Raw genomic sequence first — 17,195 nt, forward strand, 5'->3', positions numbered from 1 at the left:
CCTTAGACGCCGCCGCGGCGGATCAGCTTGCCGCCGGGGGTCTGGCCGTCGATTTCATGTCCGCGCAGGAATGTCTTCCGGACCACGCCGGAGAGCGCCTTGCCGTCGTACGGCGTGATGGGGTTCTTGTGCTTGAGCTTGGAAACGTCCACCACAAAGGCCTCATCCGGCGCGAAGACCGAGAAGTCCGCGTCGAACCCGAGCGCCAGCTGGCCCTTGTTGGACAGGCGTGCCAGGGCGGCCGGCTTCTCGGCCATCCAGGAAACAACCTGCTCCAGCGGGATGTTGCGGTGCCGGGCCTCGGTCCAGATCAGCGACAGGCCAAGCTGCAGCGAGGAGACGCCGCCCCAGGCCACGGCAAAGTCGCCGTTTTCCAGGTCCTTCAGGTCAAGCGTGGAGGGGGAGTGGTCGGAGACGATGCAGTCGATGGTGCCCTCCTGCAGGCCCTTCCACAGCAGCTCGCGGTTGGAGGCCTCGCGGATGGGCGGGCAGCACTTGTAGGCGGTGGCGCCGTCGGGGATCTCCTCGGCCATCAGTGTGAGGTAGTGCGGGCAGGTCTCCACGGTGAGGTGCACGCCGTCGCGCTTGGCGCTGGCGATCATCGGCAGTGCGTCCGAGGAGGAGAGGTGCAGGATGTGGGCGCGGGCACCCGTCCAGCGGGCACGCTCGATCACCTCGGCGATGGCCTTGTTTTCGGCGCCGCGGGGGCGGGATGCCAGGAAGGTGGAGTAGTGGTCGCCGCCCGGATGGGGTGCGCGGTCAATGGCGTGCGAGTCCTCGGCGTGGACGATCATGAGCGAGTCGAAGGACTTGAGCTCGGCCATGTCCTCTTCCATTTCGTCCGCCTCGAGGTGCGGGAACTCGTCTACACCGGAGTGCAGCAGGAAGCACTTGAAGCCGAACACGCCTTCGTCGTGCAGCGGGCGCAGGTCCGCCTTGTTGCCGGGCACGGCGCCGCCCCAGAATCCGACGTCCACGAACGCCTGGTCCTCGGCCACTTCGCGCTTGAGCTTGAGGCCTTCCACCGTGGTGGTGGGCGGGATGGAGTTCAGCGGCATGTCGATGATGGTGGTGACACCGCCGGCCGCGGCGGCACGGGTGGCGGAGGCGAAGCCCTCCCATTCGGTGCGGCCGGGCTCGTTGACGTGGACGTGGGTGTCCACCAGGCCGGGGATCAGGGTTTCGTCGTCGGCGAGTTCGATCACTTCGGCGCCGGCCAGGCCGTTGCCGAGCGGTTCGATGGCCACGATCTTGCCGCCGCGCACGCCCACTTCACGCGGTGCGATGCCGGCGGTGGTGAGGATGCGCTGCCCCCGGATAACGAGGTCAAAGCTTTCTTCAGACATTGAGGGGCTCCTTAGTGCGGGCGTTGTTCGCTGGCGCGGCGGAATCAACCGTGGCGGCGGCCCGGGTCAGGTCCGCCAGTTCCGCGCCGATGTGCTTTCCCAATTGTTCAAGCAGGGGTGCTGCTTCGGCTATACATATTTCTACCTTGGCCTCCAGCGAGGTCAGGGGGTAGACCTGCCGGAAGCCGGAATCCTTCTGCTGCGCCGGTGTCAGGGTGGTGCGTCCGCAGACGGCCACCACCGGAACGCCGGCCCGGGCCGCAGCACGCGCCACGCCCATGGGCGTTTTGCCGAGCAGGCTCTGTTCGTCCAGGCTGCCTTCGCCGGTGATCACCAGATCGGCCCCGGCCAGCCGGTCGGCGAGACCGGTGAATTCAAGCACGACGTCGATGCCCGGCCTGCGCGTCGCGGCCAGGACCGCGATGGCTGCGTAGCCCACGCCGCCCGCCGCTCCGGCGCCCGGTGCGTCCGCGGCCTTCAGCGCGCGGGGCCCGATTTCGGCGGCGAGGACATCCACAAAGTGCGCCAGGGCGGCGTCGAGTGTTGCTACGTCCTCCGGGCTGGCACCCTTCTGCGGGCCGAAGACCGCCGGGGCGCCTTCGGCTCCGAGCAGCGGGTTGTCCACGTCGCTGGCCAGGACGAATCGCGTCTCGTCCAGTCGCGAATCGAAGCCGGAGAAGTCGATCCGGTCCAGCCTGGCAAGGGCGGCGCCGCCGGGCGGCAGTTCGTTGCCGCCGGCGTCGAGGAACTGCGCGCCGAGTCCCTGCAGGACGCCGGCGCCGCCGTCGGTGTTGGCGCTCCCGCCCACGCCCAGGATGATCTGCCGGCATCCGGCGTCGAGCGCTGCCCGGATCAGTTCTCCGGTGCCCAGGCTGGTGGCGCCCTTGGCGCTGGCGGAATCCGGGCGGCCGGGTGACCCACCTTCTGCGGGGAGGACCGCAAGGCCCGACGCGGCGGCCATTTCGATGACCGCCTCGCGGCCGCGGACCGCGAAGTCCGCCCGGAGCGGCTGCCCGGTGGGGCCGCTGACCATGGCGCTCCGCCGGGTGAAGCCGGAGCCGACGGCGGCATCGAGGGTGCCCTCGCCGCCGTCGGCCACCGGAATCCGGAGGACGTCAAGGTTGTGGCCGGTTGCCGACTGCAGCCCGGCATCCAGGTGCCGGGCCACCTCGGGGGCGGACAGCGAGCCCTTGAACTTGTCCGGTGCGATCACGATCCGCATGATTAGGCCTGCATCGCCAGGATGGCGGTGGGGGCGTCGGTGCTGGTCTCTGCCAGTTCCTCGAACTCGTTCACCGCGTTGATTTCAACGCCCATGGAGATGTTGGTGATCTTTTCCAGGATCACTTCAACCACCACGGGAACCTTGAACTCGCCGGCCAGTGCCTTGGCTTTGTCGAAGGCGGCACCCAGGTCGTTCGGGTTCTCCACCCGGACGGCCTTGCAGCCCAGGCCCTCGGCCACCTTGACGTGGTCCACGCCGTAGCCGTTCGTTTCCGGGGAGTTGATGTTCTCGAACGCCAGGGACACGTTCTGTTCCATGTTGAAGCCGCGCTGGGACTGGCGGATCAGGCCCAGGTAGGAGTTGTTCACCACCACGTGGATGTAAGGCAGGTTGAACTGTGCGCCCACGGCCAGTTCCTCGATCATGAACTGGAAGTCGTAGTCGCCGGACAGGGCCACAACGGTCTCGTCCGGCTTGCCGCGGACCACGCCCAAGGCGGCCGGGGCGGTCCAGCCCAGGGGACCGGCCTGGCCGGCGTTGATCCACTTGCGCGGGCCGAACACGTGCAGCATCTGGGCGCCGGCGATCTGGGACAGGCCGATGGTGGATACGTACGTGGTGTCGCGCCCGAAGGACTTGTTCATCTCCTCGTAGACGCGCTGCGGCTTGATGGGGATGTTCTCGAAATGAGTCTTGCGGTGCAGGGTGGCCTTGCGTTCCTGGCATTCGGCGGCCCAGCCGGAGTAGTCCGGCAGGGATCCGGCTGCCTGGCGTTCGCGGGCCAGTTCAACCAGGCCGGTCAGCGCCGCACCGGCGTCGGATGCGATGCCGAAGTCCGGGGAGAACACGCGGCCGATCTGGGTGGGCTCGATGTCGATGTGAACGAACGTCCGCCCGGCCGTGTAGGTGTCCAGGCCGCCGGTGTGGCGGTTGGCCCAGCGGTTGCCGATGCCGATCACGAAGTCGCTGCGCAGGTAGTTCTCGTTGCCGTAACGGTGCGAGGTCTGCAGGCCCACCATGCCGGCCATCAACGGGTGGTCGTCGGAGATGGCGCCCCAGCCCATCAGGGTGGGGATGACGGGGACGCCCAGCAGTTCGGCCAGTTCCACCAGCTGCGCGGAGGCGCCGGCGTTGATGATGCCCCCGCCGGCCACGATCAGCGGGCGCTCGCCTGCGGTCAGCATGTCCAGGGCTTTTTCCAGCTGCTTGCGGCTGGCCTTGGGCTTTTCCACGGGCAGGGGCTCGTAGGTTTCGATGTCGAATTCGATCTCGGCCATCTGCACGTCGATCGGCAGGTCCAGCAGCACCGGGCCGGGGCGGCCGGAGCGCATCAGCTGGAAGGCCTTCTGGAAGGCGCCGGGAACCTGGCCGGGTTCCAGGATGGTCATGGCCATCTTGGTGACGGGCTTGGCGATGGACTCGATGTCCACGGCCTGGAAGTCTTCCTTGTGCAGCTTGGCCACGGGGGCCTGGCCGGTGATGCAGAGCATGGGGATGGAATCGGCCCACGCTGCGTACAGGCCGGTGATCATGTCGGTGCCGGCCGGGCCGGAGGTGCCGATGCAGATGCCGATGTTGCCGTCCGCGGCGCGGGAGTAGCCGTCCGCCATGTGGCTGGCGCCTTCAACGTGGCGGGCCAGCGTGTGGCGGATGCCGCCGTGGGCACGCATTGCCGAGTAGAAGGGGTTGATGGCCGCGCCTGGCAGGCCGAACGCCTCTGTGGCGCCCTCCTTTTCCAGGATCGCGACGGCAGCGTCTACGGTGCGCATCTTGGTCATTGTGTACTCCTAGGGGAAGTCTTGGGGGTGCCCTCTGCGGGCTGATTTTGGGTGTGCTGAAGTGAGTTTTTGTCCAGATGCCGGGAGATAAAGGGCTAGTTGGGCCGATTATCTGGACAAAAACTCGGGAGGGAGGGCGGAGGGTGGGGTTACTTCCGGCCGCTGAGCTGGAGGACCTGCTTGAAGAGGCCCGAGTGGTCGAGGCCGCCGTCGCCCTGGTTGACGGTGGCGGCGACGAGCTGTGCGACGACAGCGCCGAGGGGAACGGCGACGTTGGCTTCGCGGGCGGCGGAGGAGACGATGCCCAGGTCCTTGTGGTGCAGGGCCAGGCGGAAGCCGGGATCGAAGTTGCGGTCCAGCATCTTCTGTCCCTTCTGCTCCAGGACCTTGGAGCCGGCCAGGCCGCCGCCGAGGACCTTGAGGGCGGCGGCGGTGTCCACACCGTAGGCCTCGAGGAAGGCGATGGCTTCGCCAAGGACCTCAATGTTGACGGCGACAATCAGCTGGTTGGCTGCCTTGACTGTCTGGCCCGAGCCGGAGGGGCCCACGTGGACGATGGTCTTGCCGACGGCGTTGAGCACGTCTTGGGCATCATCGAAGTCCGCCTTGTCGCCGCCCACCATGATGGAGAGGACGGCGTCGATGGCGCCCTGTTCGCCGCCGGAGACCGGGGCGTCGAGCGGGCGGATACCGGCTTCCTTGGCGTCTGCCGCGAGGCGGACCGCCACGTCCGGGCGGATGCTGGAGGCGTCAATCCACAAGGTGCCCTGCTTCGCGTTGGCGAAGACACCGTCCTTGCCGCTGACTACACCTTCGACGTCGGGGGAATCCGGCACCATGGTGATGACGACGTCGGCGTCCTTGACGGCGTCCGCGATGCTCGTGGCGCCCTTGCCGCCTTCGGAGACAAGCTTGTCGATCTTGTCCTGGCTGCGGTTGAAGCCGGTGACGGTGTGGCCGGCCTTGACCAGGTTGATGGCCATGGGCAGGCCCATGATTCCGAGTCCGATGACTGCAACGTTGCTCATTGTGGTTCTCTTTCTGAAGTCTTTGATTTAGCGGGAAGCGTGTTCGCGGATGGCCCAGCTGAAGGCCGTTTCCTGCGGTTCCTTGTATTCGAGGCCGATGTAGCCCTCGTAGCCGAGTTCGCGGCTGCGGGCGATCCATTCGCCGAGGGGAAGCTCGCCGGTTCCAGGAGCCCCGCGGCCGGGGTTGTCGGCGATCTGGATGTGGCCGAAGTCCTTTGCGTGCTTTTCGATGACGGCGGCGACGTCGTCTCCGTTGACGGCCAGGTGGTAGAAGTCGGCGAGGAGCTTGATGTTCTCGGCGCCGGACTCCTCCTTGACCCGGGCAATGACGTTGAGGGCGTCCTGGGCCTTGAGGAGCGGGTACCTGGGGGCGCCGCTGACCGGTTCCAGCAGGACGGTGCCGCCGATGCGGGCGACGCCTTCGGCTGCTGCGGCGAGGTTCTTGACCGCGAGCTCGTCCTGCTCTTCAGGGGTGAACTCGTCCTGGCGGTTGCCGTAGAGGGCGTTGAAGGCCTTGCAGCCCAGGCGCTCACCGATGCCGGCTACGACTTCGATGTTGTCCTTGAACTCGGAGCAACGACCCTTCCAGGAGACCAGGCCGCGATCGCCGCCGGGCATGTTGCCGGCGTTGAAGTTCAGGCCCGTGAGCTGAACGCCGGCATCCCTGATGGCGGTTTCAAACTCGTTGATTTGGGCGTCCGTGGGGACGGAGGACTCGAAGGGCCACCAGAACTCGACGGCGTCAAAACCGGCTGCCTTCGCGGCGGCGGGGCGCTCGAGCAAGGGCAGCTCCGTCAGGAGGATGGAGCAGTTCACTGTGTACGTCATCGTAGGTCCTTCCGAGGAGGGGCTTTGATCTATCTTCCCCTTGGCTTGCCTCTGCCGGTCTCGGCTTGAGGTGTTTCCGCTTTGTGGAATTTAGATTCTGCTTTATGAAAAGTTTAGGGAAGGCGGGGGTGTGAGTCAAGGGGGAGGGGGCAGGTGCGGGCATGAGGCAAATCGAAAGGAAGGAGTTCGGGGCCGCATCCGTTGCGCCGACAAGAGAGCCATGCCCCGATCCGTTTGATTCTGACATCGCCGTTCGCCCCTACGGCTATGCTGAGGAACGCCGGTAAGGCACGGCAGTGGTGTGGCGGCAAGGACCATTGCCACTGGTCGCGGAAGGACAATCGAATGGCGCGAGCGACAGTCCAGGACGTCGCCCGAACGGCGGGAGTGTCCGTAGGGACGGTGTCCCGTGTTTTAAACGGAAGTCCGGCTGTCAGCGAGTCGAGCAAGGACAAGGTCAATGCCGCAATTCGTCAGCTCAGCTATCGGCCGCTTGCCTCGGCCCGGGACCTTCGCCGCGACCGGACAATGCGTGTTTTGGCCCTCGCCAAGAACCTGGACTCTTTGGTGATCAGTGAAGTCTTCCGGGGTGTGGGCGATGCTGCCGCGGGCTCGGGCTATGTAAGCCTCATCGCAGCGACGTCCGGGGACCTGGAGCGCGAACAGCAATTGGTGGACATGCTGCGGAACGGCTCCGTGGACGGGCTGGTGCTGTTTTCTCCGACAATGTCGGATCAGGAAGTTAATGCCGTTGCCGAGCAAATGAGCGTGGTACAGGTCTGTGAGATCGTCGACGCCGAAGCGGCCTTCGGCGTGTCCATCGACGACCGTCAGGCCGCTTATGACATCACCCGGCACCTGATCGACACCGGCGGCAAGAGGCTGGCCATGCTCGCCCACAGAGGTGCCCGCTCGGGCCGGCTGCGCGAAGAAGGCTTTCGCCAGGCGCTCACCGAATCGGGCTTGGCGCAGGACCGGATCCTGTTCGGCGAAGGCAATTTCGGCTTCCACTCAGGGCGCAGTCTTGCCCGGAAGCTACTGGAGGCGGGGGACCTTCCGGACGCAGTGTTTTGCGGCACTGACATCGTCGCGGCCGGGTGCGTCCGTGAACTCACCGACGCCGGGTTGCGGGTTCCCGACGACATTGCTGTGGCAGGTTTTGATGACTCGGCGCAGGCGGAAATGTGCGTCCCGGAACTGACCACGGTCCGGCAGCCGGCCTATGAGATGGGCCGTGTGGCATTCGCCGAGCTCCTCGAGCGGATGACGGTGCCGGGCGCCCACCGCCGCGGCCGGGCTTTCCTCCCGTACGAGCTCGTGGTGCGGGACTCCACCAAGGGCTAAAGAAAGGGGTTGACAGCCTCGCGTGGTCCCTGTCACACTACTTTGGAATCGATTCCACGGCCGCAGGGCCCTATATTTTTCGCGCTTTGGAATCGATTCCAAAATTCAATGAACCATCGGCAAAGAAGCCTTGTTCAGCGTGCGCGGCAGCCGCCGCCCCCTGAACTTCCCACCGCCCACAGACCCCCAAAGGAGCCACTTGTGGACTTGAATCGACCTGCTTCTCCGCTCCAGGAGGACACCGTGTCATCACAGACATCCGCACACATGATCGAACTGCGCGCAGGTTCCCTGCGGACACGTTTGGTGACTGTCGCCGCAGCGGCTATCGCCGCGGGCCTCCTGATCAGCGGTTGCGGCGGGGGAGCCGCGCCCCAGGGTGCGGAACAGGCGGCAGCTGCCGATCCGGCGTCGGGCGCTAATGCCAGTGGCAGCGTCAATATCTGCGGCGTCAAGGACGCGTCGGGTATCTACAAAGGCACTGCGGAGGCATTCACCAAGGCGAACGGCAAGGTCACGGCCAAGTACACCGAGATCGGCGCCACCACAGACGAGGCCCGCACCCAGATCGTCCAGCGGCTCGAAGGTAAGTCGACTGAATGCGATATCTTCCTCACTGACGTCATCTGGACCTCCGAGTTCGCCTCCCAGGGCTGGCTGCTGGACCAGACCAAGCTGGTAGAGGCCAACAAGGACCGGCTCATTCCGTCCACGGTGGAGACCACCAAGTACCAGGACAAGTACTGGGCCTCGCCGTTCTTCACGAACGCCGGACTGGTCTACTACCAGAAGGACAAGGTGGCCAAGCCTGAGACCTGGCAGCAGCTCTACGCAGAAGCAGCCAAGGCTCCCGGCAACGGATACGTCTACCAGGGCAAACAGTACGAGGGCCTGACGGTGAACTTCCTCGAGATGCTCTACAGCGCAGGCGGCGAAGTGCTCGACGACAAGGGCGAGGTGGCCATTGATTCGCCGGAGACCCGCAAGGTCCTCGATTTCATGAGCAACGGGCTCAAGAACGGCTCAGCTGACCGCGCCGTCCTGACCTACAACGAAGACCCCGCCCGTCTCGCTTATGAGTCCGGCAACTTCGGCTACCAGCGCAACTGGCCGCATGTGTACCGCCTGCTCAACGCCACATCGCTGGCCGGCAGCTTTGGCGTGGCGCCGCTGCCCGCATGGGAAGGCGGCAAGGCGTCCGGCGTGCTGGGTGGCTGGAACCTGGCCATCTCCGCCCACGCCACGAACCAGTCCGGGGCTGTGGCGTTCATCGACTTTGCCACCACGCCGGAATGGCAGAAGCACGTGGCCATGGATTACTCCCAGGCCCCGGTCAATGAAGCCGCCTATTCTGATGCGGCAGTTCTCCAAAAGATGCCCTTCGCCACCGAACTGCTCGCGTCCGTCAAGGGTGCCAAGCCCCGCCCGATCTCCCCGGTCTACCCGCAGATCTCCCAGGCGATCTACAAGAACGTCTATGCCGTCCTTTCCGGTACAGCCTCCGCGGAGGACGCCGTGAAGAAGATGGCCGAGGAGATCACCACCGCCAAGGCGAGCTTCTAAACATGGCCAATAAGACACTTGTTCCCGGTCGCGGAGTGAACGGCCGCGACCGGGCCGAGCGGCGGCTGGCGGTCCGCATGACCGCCCCCTCCCTGGTCATCATGGCCCTGGTGGCGGCGGTCCCCATTGGCTACGCGATCTGGCTCTCCCTGAACCAGTACAGCGTCCGCACTGCAGGACTCTCCCGGTTCGTCGGTCTGGAGAACTACATCTCCGCCCTGAGCAGCTCTGAATGGTGGGCTGCCTTCGGCCAGACCTTCCTCTTCGCCGGACTTTCGGTCTCCTTGGAACTGGCGCTCGGTACGGCCATGGCCTTGCTGCTCAACCTCGCGTTCAAGGGCCGCGCCCTCCTGCGCACCGTGGTTCTGCTGCCCTATGCCATCATCACCGTGGTCAGCGCCATCACTTGGCAGACGATGTTCCAGCCAAACATGGGCCTGGTAACCAACGTCCTCTCCGCCCTCGGACTGCCCGGCGGCGACGTCGTCTGGCTCGGCGAGCACGGATACGCCATGGCCGTGATCGTTCTGGCCGACGTCTGGAAGACCACGCCGTTTGCGGCACTCATCATCCTGGCAGGCCTGCAGGTCATCTCCTCCGAGACCTACGAGGCCGCAGAACTCGACGGCGCCAGCAAGTGGCAGGCATTTGTACACATCACCCTGCCGCTCTTGCGTCCTGCAATCGTCCTAGCGGCGATCTTCCGCACCATGGATGCCCTGCGCGTCTTCGACCTGCCGTTCGTGCTCACCCGCGGCGCGAACGGCACCGAGTCCATGTCGATGCTGGCCTACACCCAGTTGCGCGAAAACCGGCTCGTGGGCGAAGGGTCGGCGCTGTCCATCCTGACCTTCCTGACCGTCATGGTGGTCTCCGTCATTTACGTCCGCTTCGCCGGCGGCAACATCCGCGAAGTCGCCAAGGAGGAACAATGAGCACGCTGACTGCAGAACGCCCGACGGCGGAACCCGCCACCCGCCCCAGGGCACCGAAGCGTCGGCTCCGGGGCGAAGCGAAACTGAACCCCCTTGTTTGGGTGTTCGTCGTAGCCGTCATGGGCTTCTCGCTCATCCCGTTTTACTGGCTGGTCAACACCTCGCTCAAGAAGGGGGCGAGCCTGTCCCAGGGCGAGCTCTTCCCGAGCCAGCCCACCTTTGAGAACTACCTTGTGGTATTCCAGAACCCCGAGTTCCTCCTGGCCCTGCGCAACTCGGTGATTATCGCCGTCGTCACCACCACAGTGGCACTGGTGTTTGCATCGTTCGCTGCTTATGCCCTGGCCAGGCTGAAGATGCGCCGCAAGGCCTTGATCCTGACGCTGATCCTCTCGGTGACAACTTTCCCGGCCATCGCCATCGCGGCCCCGCTGTTCTCCATCTGGCGGGAAATCGGCCTGTACGACACACTCCTTGGCCTCATCATCCCGAAGCTGACGTTCGCCTTGCCGCTGGCGATCTACACGCTGACGTCCTTCTTCAAGGAGATCCCGCGGGAACTTGAGGAATCCGCGTACATGGATGGCGCCACGCCGTTCACGGCCTTCCGCAAAGTCATCCTGCCCCTGGCGGTCCCCGGCCTGGCCACGACGGCGATCCTGGTGTTCATCTCGGTCTGGAACGAATTCCTCCTTGCCGTCACCCTGACCACCTCGCCGGAGGCCCGCCCGGTCCCGGTCGCGATTGCCTTCTTCAGCGGAACCAGCGAGTTCGACCAACCGCTGGGCACCATCAGCGCCGCGTCGGTGATCATCACGGTCCCGCTCGTCATCCTTGTGCTCTTGTGCCAGAAACGCATCGTTTCGGGCATGACGGCCGGCGCCGTCAAGGGCTAGCCACCACTGGCTGCAGACCATCAACAGACTCCAACCGGAATCACAGAAAGAACAGGAACAACGTGAGCATTCAGCAGCAGGCCCCGTCCGCAACCCTCAAGGTGGGAGTTGTGGGTATCGGTTGGGCCGGCCAGCAGCACCTCAAGGCGTACAGCAACATCGACGGCGTCGAAATTGTCGCCGTCGCGGGCATGGAAGCAGAACTCCTTGCCCGGCTGAAGGAGGAGTACAGCATTCCCCATGCCTTCGCCCGCTGGGAAGACATGATCGAGCTTGAGGGCCTCGACGCCGTCAGTGTCGCCGTGCCCACTTTCCTGCACGCACCGATCTCGATTGCAGCCTTGGAACGCGGGTTGCACGTCCTGAGCGAAAAGCCGTTGGCCCGCAACGGCGTGGAAGGGCAGGCGATGGTGGACGCAGCCCGCGAGGCAGGGCGGGTCCTGGACGTCGCGTTCAACCACCGCCGCCGCGGCGACATCCAAGCCCTCAAGGAAGTGATCGACGACGGCACGCTGGGCCGCCCGTACTACGCCAAAGCATCCTGGCTCCGCCGCCAGGGCATTCCGATGCTGGGCAGCTGGTTCACCAACCCGGAGCTCGCCGGCGGAGGTCCGTTGGCGGACATCGGCGTGCACGTCCTGGACTACGCACTGCACCTCCTTGGCGAACCCAAAGTCCTGGCCGTCTCGGCCTCGACCCATTCCGAACTCGGTCCGCGCGGCCTTGGCGGCAACGCCCGCTACACCGCCTCGAACTCCAGCCACAAGTTCGAAGTGGAAGACTTCGCGTCCGCCTTCATCCGGTTGGAAGGCGGAGGGACGCTCATCCTGGAAGCCGGATGGGCCAGCTACCGCGACGAACGGGACCTGATGGACTTCACTGTCTACGGAACCGACGGCGGTGCCGAGCTGCGCTCTGTCGGCGCTTCCGAGAATCCCGTGGCCGACGTGCACGTTTTCACTGAAAAGGACGGCGAAAACGCGGACTTTGAAGTGGTGGCCGAACCCGGACGCGCCCATCAGGCCGTCGTCGATGACTTCGTTGCCGCCGTGCGCGGCGGCGAGACAGTGTGGGGCAGCCACGATGGGTCACTAGCCCTCAGCCGCGCCCTGATTCTCGATGCCTGCTACAAATCCGCCCTCGAAAAACGTGAAGTGGTGCTCTGATATGTCTGATTCAAAACTCAGGATTGTTGTCTGGAACGAGGCCGTGCACGAGGCCCGCAACGAGCCTGCAACCATCGGCGAGATGTACCCCGAAGGGATCCACGGCGCCATCGCCGCCGGGCTCCGCGCCTACTACCCGGACTCCGAAATCTCCACAGCTACGCTGGCTGATCCCGAGCACGGGCTCTCCGAGGAGGTCCTGGAGCAGACCGACGTGTTGCTGTGGTGGGGTCACATCGCGCACCAGGAAGTCAGCGACGAGGTGGTGGAGCGAGTGCAGCGCCACGTGCTGGGTGGCATGGGCCTGGTAGTCCTGCACTCGGGGCACTTCGCCAAGATCTTCACCCGGCTGCTGGGCACCACGTGCTCGCTGAAGTGGCGCAACGAAGGCGAACGCGAACTCGTGTGGACGGTCAAGCCTTCCCACCCGATCGCGGCCGGCATCGAAAGCCCCATCGTCATCCCCAAGCAGGAGATGTATGGCGAACTGTTCGATATTCCGGAACCCGATGACCTGATCTTCATCAGCTCCTTCGCCGGCGGCGAGGTGTTCCGTTCCGGTGTGACGTTCTCCAGGGGAAAGGGCCGAATCTTCTACTTCAGCCCCGGCGACCAGGAATACCCGGTGTACCACCAGCCGCAAATCCAGAAGGTCATCGCCAACGGCGTTGCTTGGGTGGCCCAGCCGGAGCGGTTCCGGGAGGCACCTGAGGTCTCCAACCCCACCCGGGGCTGGTTCGAGCAACCTTAGGCCCTTCTACTTTCGCAAAATACTGACTCCCTAGGAACGACTACATGACCACCTCCGCGCACTCATCCCGCCCTTCGCCGCCGGTTTCGCGCCCGCTCGGCGTGGCCGCCATTGGTTACGCCTTCATGGGGAAGGCCCATTCGAATGCGTGGCGGAACGTGGCCAGTTTCTTCGACGTCCCGGCCATCGAGCAGAAAGTGCTCGTAGGCCGGGACGGCACCCAGGTGGCCGAAGCCGCAGCCAAGTACGGCTGGGCCGAGTCCGCCACGGACTGGCGTGCCGTCATTGAACGGGACGATATCGACATCGTGGACATTTGTGCCCCGGGCTGGATGCACGCCGAAATCGCCATCGCTGCACTGGCCGCCGGTAAGCACGTCCTCGTGGAAAAGCCGCTCGCGAACACCATCGCGGAGGCCGAGGCCATGACGGCAGCCGCCGCTGAAGCCCGGGACTGCGGTGTGCAGTCGATGATCGGCTTCAACTACCGCCGTGTCCCTGCCTTGGCACTGGCACGCGAGCTCATTGCAGAAGGCCGGCTGGGCACTGTCCGGCACGTTCGCGCCGCCTACCTGCAGGACTGGCTCTCCGACGCCGAGTCTCCCGTGACGTGGCGGCTCCGCAAGGAAACGGCCGGATCCGGAGCGTTGGGTGACATCGCCTCGCACGCCATCGACCAAGTCCAGCACCTCACCGGTCAAACCGTCACTGAGGTGACCGGAACGTTGAGGACTTTTGTCACCGAACGTCCCGGCCCCGGCGGTGCGGAGAAAGTGACAGTCGACGACGCCGCCTGGGCCACCCTTGGCATGACGGGGAACATCAGCGCGTCCGTGGAGGCATCCCGGGTTGCCACGGGTCAAAAAAACTCGCTCAAGCTCGAAATCTACGGTTCCCTCGGGTCGCTGACGTTTGACCTCGAGAACCTGAACGAACTGAACTTCCTCGATGCCGGCCTTCCCGTCCGGGAGCAGGGATTCCGGCGGATTCTCGTGAACGAGCCCGAGCACCCGTACCTCGAAGCGTGGTGGCCGCAGGGCCACATCATCGGGTGGGAGCACACGTTCCCCCACCAGATCCGGGACTTCCTCCTTGCGATTCGGGACGGAAGGCAGCCGTCGCCGTCGTTCGACGACGGGCTCCAGATCCAGCGCGTCCTGACCGCGGTCGAAGAGTCCGCCAAAAACAGGAGCACCGTCACAGCGGTTGCAGCCTCCACCGGACGAGGCGTCCCACGCTGGGAGAAGGACGACCCGGACGACCTTTACGCGGCGCTGCCGGGCGTTGTCTCCGGCGGCTGAGCTTCCTCCAGGGTTCAGGCAGCTATCCGTGCCCGCCCGCCCTCACGGACACCTGTTGTGTAGGCGGGGCGAAGTAAAGCGGGCGGTTCCTTTCGGAGCCGCCCGCTTCATCTGTTTGTCTCTTAGTGCCGCTTGAAGGCGTGCCTGAATTTTTCGCCGGCCTGCTTGAGGTCGGCCTTGATTGCCTGACCCCTGCCTTCTGCCCTCATCCGGCGGTTGCCGCTGGCCTCGCCGGCGGCTTTCTTTCCCTTGCCGTGAAGTCGCTCCGCGGCGTTGTGGATCCTGTCACCCAAACCCATTGCGGTCCTCCTTGTGGTGCGGCCCATGCGGCTGGTTGCCGCAATTCCCGCCACTTAAATTGTAGGAAGAAAAGACCCAAGGTCTATGGTGTCCGGGAAGTAGGCGGAAGGGGGGTCCTCCCGAACGGCCACCCCGACGGCGACCGGAACTTCGACGTAGACGGTCACCGGAACCTCAACGCCAACCAAACGGAATGCAACATTTTCTCCCATTTCGCACCGTCAAGTCCTTGACCGATCCAGTCACGCCCTGATAAACCTTAGATGCGGAAAGCGCTTTCTCTGCCGCCCGAATCCCCTCCTAACGCTCCACGAGCGGCGGGCGGTGCAGAAATGAAACGATACAAAACCCCTTGGTGGCAGACTCAGCTGCCGCCAGCATCAAAGGAGATGTTCTTTGGCATACCCCGCGAAATGTTCCCTTCCCCAAAAGGCCGGACGGTTCAGAAAAACGGCGCCAGTGGCCGCCGCGGCAACTCTGGCGGCCGCCACCCTCGCATTCACCGGCGTCCCGCTGGCCCAGGCGGACCCCGCCCAGGCGGCCCCCGCCAAGACGGATGCCAGCCCGGCGTACCCCGCCCAGGCGGCCCAGTTCCCGGCCCAGTCAGGCAAGTCCGCGCTCAAACGCCAGGTGGAAAACCTGGACCGTGCGCCCGTGGCGGTTCTCACGGACCAGGGCGCAACGCTCAGCTGGCGGATGCTGGGCCTGGACCGGGACAGCATCGGCTTCCATGTGATCCGCGACGGCGTGCAGCTCACGGTGGATCCCATCCGGAACGCCACCATGTACGTCGATCCGGAGGGGACTGCGTCCTCCAAGTACGTCATCAAGGCTGTCGGCAACGGTGACGGGCAGAATCAGCTCACCGGGGAGTTCACTCCGATGGCGCAGAACTACCTGGCCATCAAGCTGGACAAGCCGGCCGACGGTGTCACCAAGGACGGCAAGCCCTATACGTACTCAGCCAACGACGCCAGCGTGGCGGACCTTGACGGCGACGGCAAATACGAGATCCTCCAGGCGTGGGCGCCGTCCAACGCCAAGGACAACTCGCAGTCCGGCTACACCGGCAACGTCTATGTGGACGCCTACAAGATGGACGGCACCAAGCTGTGGCGCATCGATCTGGGCCACAACATCCGGGCGGGCGCGCACTACACCCAGCTGCTCGCCTACGATTTCGACGGCGACGGCAAGGCCGAGCTGTCGATGAAGACTGCGGACGGCACCACGGACGGCGCCGGCACCGTGATCGGCGACCCGTCGGCGGACTACCGCACCACCGCCGGCTATGTCCTCTCCGGGCCTGAATTCCTGACAGTTTTCAACGGCGCCAGCGGCACCATCATGGACACCGTCAACTACGACCCGCCGCGCGGATCCGTGGCCGCGTGGGGCGACGGCTATGGCAACCGCGTGGACCGTTTCCTCGGCGCAGTGGCGTACCTGGACGGCGAGCACCCGTCCATGATGTTCAGCCGGGGCTACTACACCCGGACCGTCCTGGTCACCTATGACCTTGTCAACGGCAAGCTGGTGCAGCGCTGGAAGTTTGATTCCGACGTCGCCGGCACAGAATACAAGGGCCAAGGCAACCACAACCTGTCCGTGGCTGACGTGGACCAGGACGGCAAGGACGAGTTCGTTTTCGGCTCCATGACCATCGACGACAACGGCAAGCCGCTGTACAACACCAAGCTGGGCCACGGCGACGCCATCCACACGGGCGACCTGGACCCGTCCCGGCCCGGCCTGGAAACCTTCGCCGTGCACGAAAGCATGAGCCAGAGCGGGAACCGGGGCGCCACCTTCCGCGACGCCGCCACGGGCGAAATCCTGTGGAGCATTCCGGCCATCAAGGACACCGGGCGCGGCGCTGCGGGGGATATCGACCCCCGCTATGCCGGCGCTGAAGGGTGGGCGATCGGGGGCAGTGCCGCCTGGAACTCGCCGGTGGGGCAATTGATGTCCTCGAAAGGTGAACTGATCGCGGAGAACATCCCGGCCGCGAACTTCCTGGCCTGGTGGGACGGGGACCTGCTGCGCGAAATCGTGGACCACGACTATGACGCCGCCACGTCCGTCGGCGTGCCCACTATCTCCAAGTGGAACTGGGAGACCGAAACGAGCGACCGGCTCCTGACCGCCACGGGCGCCCGGACCAACAACACCACCAAGGGCAACCCGTCACTGCAGGCTGACCTGCTGGGTGACTGGCGCGAGGAGCTGGCCTTCCCGTCCGGCGACAGCGCCGAGCTGCGGATCTACACCACCACGTCGCCCACGGAGGTGCGGCTCCGCACCCTGATGCACGATCCGATGTACCGCACCGGGGTGGCTCGTGAAAACGTGGCCTACAACCAGCCCCCGCACCCGAGCTTCTTCATTGGCGAAGGAATGGAAACTCCGGCGATGCCGTCAGTCACCTACGTCGGCGCCGACAAGTAAGCCGGCAAGTAATACGACGGACGGTTAGAACGGCCGACGGCGGGACAGGGCACCGCCCGCATCGTGAGGATGCGGGCGGTGCTTTGTGCCGGTTCAGTGCTGGCCCAAGCCGCCTCCCATCGGCGGGAGGTGGCCGTCGTGGCGGTGCTGTTCCCGTAGCCGTTCGGCCGCGCTGAAGAGGTCGTGCTCCGCCTGGCGGCCCACGATGTGGAGCAGGTTGCCCACCTTCTCAACAAAGCGCTCGGGCTGGTACACCAGGGTGAGCTTGAGAGAGTCCTGGTCCATT

The 17,195-nt window shown here is 65.1% G+C and carries 15 protein-coding genes; 8 read left to right on the top strand and 7 right to left on the bottom strand.

The genetic code is table 11. The features are described from left to right. Positions 1-2: 2 nt before the first annotated feature. The 5 genes from allB to JOE31_RS03920 all read right to left on the bottom strand — a co-directional run bounded on the left by allB (position 3) and on the right by JOE31_RS03920 (position 6,205). Positions 3-1,346, bottom strand: coding sequence for an allantoinase AllB (gene allB / locus JOE31_RS03900; protein ID WP_209742230.1), 1,344 nt, complete (start codon positions 1,344-1,346; stop codon positions 3-5). After that, complete coding sequence (locus tag JOE31_RS03905) at positions 1,339-2,568, bottom strand: glycerate kinase (RefSeq protein WP_209742231.1); 1,230 nt, start codon at positions 2,566-2,568, stop codon at positions 1,339-1,341. The genes allB and JOE31_RS03905 overlap by 8 nt, the downstream gene beginning before the upstream one ends. A 2-nt stretch (positions 2,569-2,570) precedes the next feature. Beyond that, a complete protein-coding gene (gene gcl, locus JOE31_RS03910; RefSeq protein ID WP_209742232.1) occupies positions 2,571-4,349 on the bottom strand; it encodes a glyoxylate carboligase in 1,779 nt (592 codons plus the stop codon). Positions 4,350-4,498: 149 nt separating this feature from the next. Beyond that, positions 4,499-5,377, bottom strand: coding sequence for a 2-hydroxy-3-oxopropionate reductase (locus JOE31_RS03915; RefSeq protein WP_209742233.1), 879 nt, complete (start codon positions 5,375-5,377; stop codon positions 4,499-4,501). 27 nt (positions 5,378-5,404) lie between these two features. Then, on the bottom strand, positions 5,405-6,205 hold the full coding sequence (locus JOE31_RS03920) for a hydroxypyruvate isomerase family protein (protein WP_209742234.1): 801 nt from the start codon (positions 6,203-6,205) through the stop codon (positions 5,405-5,407). A 345-nt stretch (positions 6,206-6,550) separates the two neighbouring features. Between JOE31_RS03920 and JOE31_RS03925 the strand changes: the two genes are divergently transcribed. From JOE31_RS03925 to JOE31_RS03955, 7 genes are all read left to right on the top strand, one after another. Further along, complete coding sequence (locus JOE31_RS03925; protein ID WP_209742235.1) at positions 6,551-7,549, top strand: LacI family DNA-binding transcriptional regulator; 999 nt, start codon at positions 6,551-6,553, stop codon at positions 7,547-7,549. A 267-nt stretch (positions 7,550-7,816) separates the two neighbouring features. Continuing rightward, complete coding sequence (locus tag JOE31_RS03930; protein ID WP_209748119.1) at positions 7,817-9,112, top strand: ABC transporter substrate-binding protein; 1,296 nt, start codon at positions 7,817-7,819, stop codon at positions 9,110-9,112. Positions 9,113-9,114: 2 nt separating this feature from the next. Next, complete coding sequence (locus JOE31_RS03935; protein ID WP_209742236.1) at positions 9,115-10,047, top strand: carbohydrate ABC transporter permease; 933 nt, start codon at positions 9,115-9,117, stop codon at positions 10,045-10,047. Next, the gene (locus tag JOE31_RS03940) at positions 10,044-10,943 is read left to right on the top strand and encodes a carbohydrate ABC transporter permease (protein WP_209742237.1); all 900 of its coding nucleotides are present in this window, start codon (positions 10,044-10,046) and stop codon (positions 10,941-10,943) included. The genes JOE31_RS03935 and JOE31_RS03940 overlap by 4 nt, the downstream gene beginning before the upstream one ends. 62 nt (positions 10,944-11,005) lie before the next feature. Beyond that, positions 11,006-12,109: a Gfo/Idh/MocA family protein gene (locus JOE31_RS03945; RefSeq protein WP_209742238.1), complete on the top strand. Its 1,104-nt coding sequence runs from the start codon at positions 11,006-11,008 to the stop codon at positions 12,107-12,109. A 1-nt stretch (position 12,110) separates the two neighbouring features. After that, the gene (locus tag JOE31_RS03950) at positions 12,111-12,860 is read left to right on the top strand and encodes a ThuA domain-containing protein (RefSeq protein WP_209742239.1); all 750 of its coding nucleotides are present in this window, start codon (positions 12,111-12,113) and stop codon (positions 12,858-12,860) included. 44 nt (positions 12,861-12,904) lie between these two features. Continuing rightward, positions 12,905-14,161, top strand: coding sequence for a Gfo/Idh/MocA family protein (locus JOE31_RS03955; RefSeq protein ID WP_209742240.1), 1,257 nt, complete (start codon positions 12,905-12,907; stop codon positions 14,159-14,161). Positions 14,162-14,283: 122 nt separating this feature from the next. Here JOE31_RS03955 and JOE31_RS03960 read toward each other — a convergent pair whose 3' ends face one another. Further along, positions 14,284-14,460, bottom strand: a complete 177-nt coding sequence (locus JOE31_RS03960) for a CsbD family protein (RefSeq protein ID WP_043430082.1) — start codon at positions 14,458-14,460, stop codon at positions 14,284-14,286. Positions 14,461-14,857: 397 nt separating this feature from the next. Between JOE31_RS03960 and JOE31_RS03965 the strand changes: the two genes are divergently transcribed. Next, entirely contained in the window at positions 14,858-16,909 is a 2,052-nt protein-coding gene (locus JOE31_RS03965; protein ID WP_280872600.1) for a rhamnogalacturonan lyase, read from the top strand. A gap of 93 nt (positions 16,910-17,002) precedes the next feature. On the opposite strand, the gene JOE31_RS03970 is transcribed toward JOE31_RS03965, so the two are convergent. Beyond that, entirely contained in the window at positions 17,003-17,194 is a 192-nt protein-coding gene (locus JOE31_RS03970; RefSeq protein WP_245198962.1) for a hypothetical protein, read from the bottom strand. Between the last annotated feature and the right edge of the window lies 1 nt (position 17,195).

The organism is Arthrobacter sp. PvP023, assembly GCF_017832975.1.
Classification (GTDB): domain Bacteria; phylum Actinomycetota; class Actinomycetes; order Actinomycetales; family Micrococcaceae; genus Arthrobacter.

Excerpts from the sequence above, each read along its gene's own strand:
- allB (WP_209742230.1), bottom strand. The coding sequence starts at position 1,346 with ATGTCTGAAGAAAGCTTTGACCTCGTTATCCGGGGGCAGCGCATCCTC.
- JOE31_RS03905 (WP_209742231.1), bottom strand. The coding sequence starts at position 2,568 with ATGCGGATCGTGATCGCACCGGACAAGTTCAAGGGCTCGCTGTCCGCC.
- gcl (WP_209742232.1), bottom strand. The coding sequence starts at position 4,349 with ATGACCAAGATGCGCACCGTAGACGCTGCCGTCGCGATCCTGGAAAAG.
- JOE31_RS03915 (WP_209742233.1), bottom strand. The coding sequence starts at position 5,377 with ATGAGCAACGTTGCAGTCATCGGACTCGGAATCATGGGCCTGCCCATG.
- JOE31_RS03920 (WP_209742234.1), bottom strand. The coding sequence starts at position 6,205 with ATGACGTACACAGTGAACTGCTCCATCCTCCTGACGGAGCTGCCCTTG.
- JOE31_RS03925 (WP_209742235.1), top strand. The coding sequence starts at position 6,551 with ATGGCGCGAGCGACAGTCCAGGACGTCGCCCGAACGGCGGGAGTGTCC.
- JOE31_RS03930 (WP_209748119.1), top strand. The coding sequence starts at position 7,817 with ATGATCGAACTGCGCGCAGGTTCCCTGCGGACACGTTTGGTGACTGTC.
- JOE31_RS03935 (WP_209742236.1), top strand. The coding sequence starts at position 9,115 with ATGGCCAATAAGACACTTGTTCCCGGTCGCGGAGTGAACGGCCGCGAC.
- JOE31_RS03940 (WP_209742237.1), top strand. The coding sequence starts at position 10,044 with ATGAGCACGCTGACTGCAGAACGCCCGACGGCGGAACCCGCCACCCGC.
- JOE31_RS03950 (WP_209742239.1), top strand. The coding sequence starts at position 12,111 with ATGTCTGATTCAAAACTCAGGATTGTTGTCTGGAACGAGGCCGTGCAC.
- JOE31_RS03955 (WP_209742240.1), top strand. The coding sequence starts at position 12,905 with ATGACCACCTCCGCGCACTCATCCCGCCCTTCGCCGCCGGTTTCGCGC.
- JOE31_RS03960 (WP_043430082.1), bottom strand. The coding sequence starts at position 14,460 with ATGGGTTTGGGTGACAGGATCCACAACGCCGCGGAGCGACTTCACGGC.
- JOE31_RS03970 (WP_245198962.1), bottom strand. The coding sequence starts at position 17,194 with ATGGACCAGGACTCTCTCAAGCTCACCCTGGTGTACCAGCCCGAGCGC.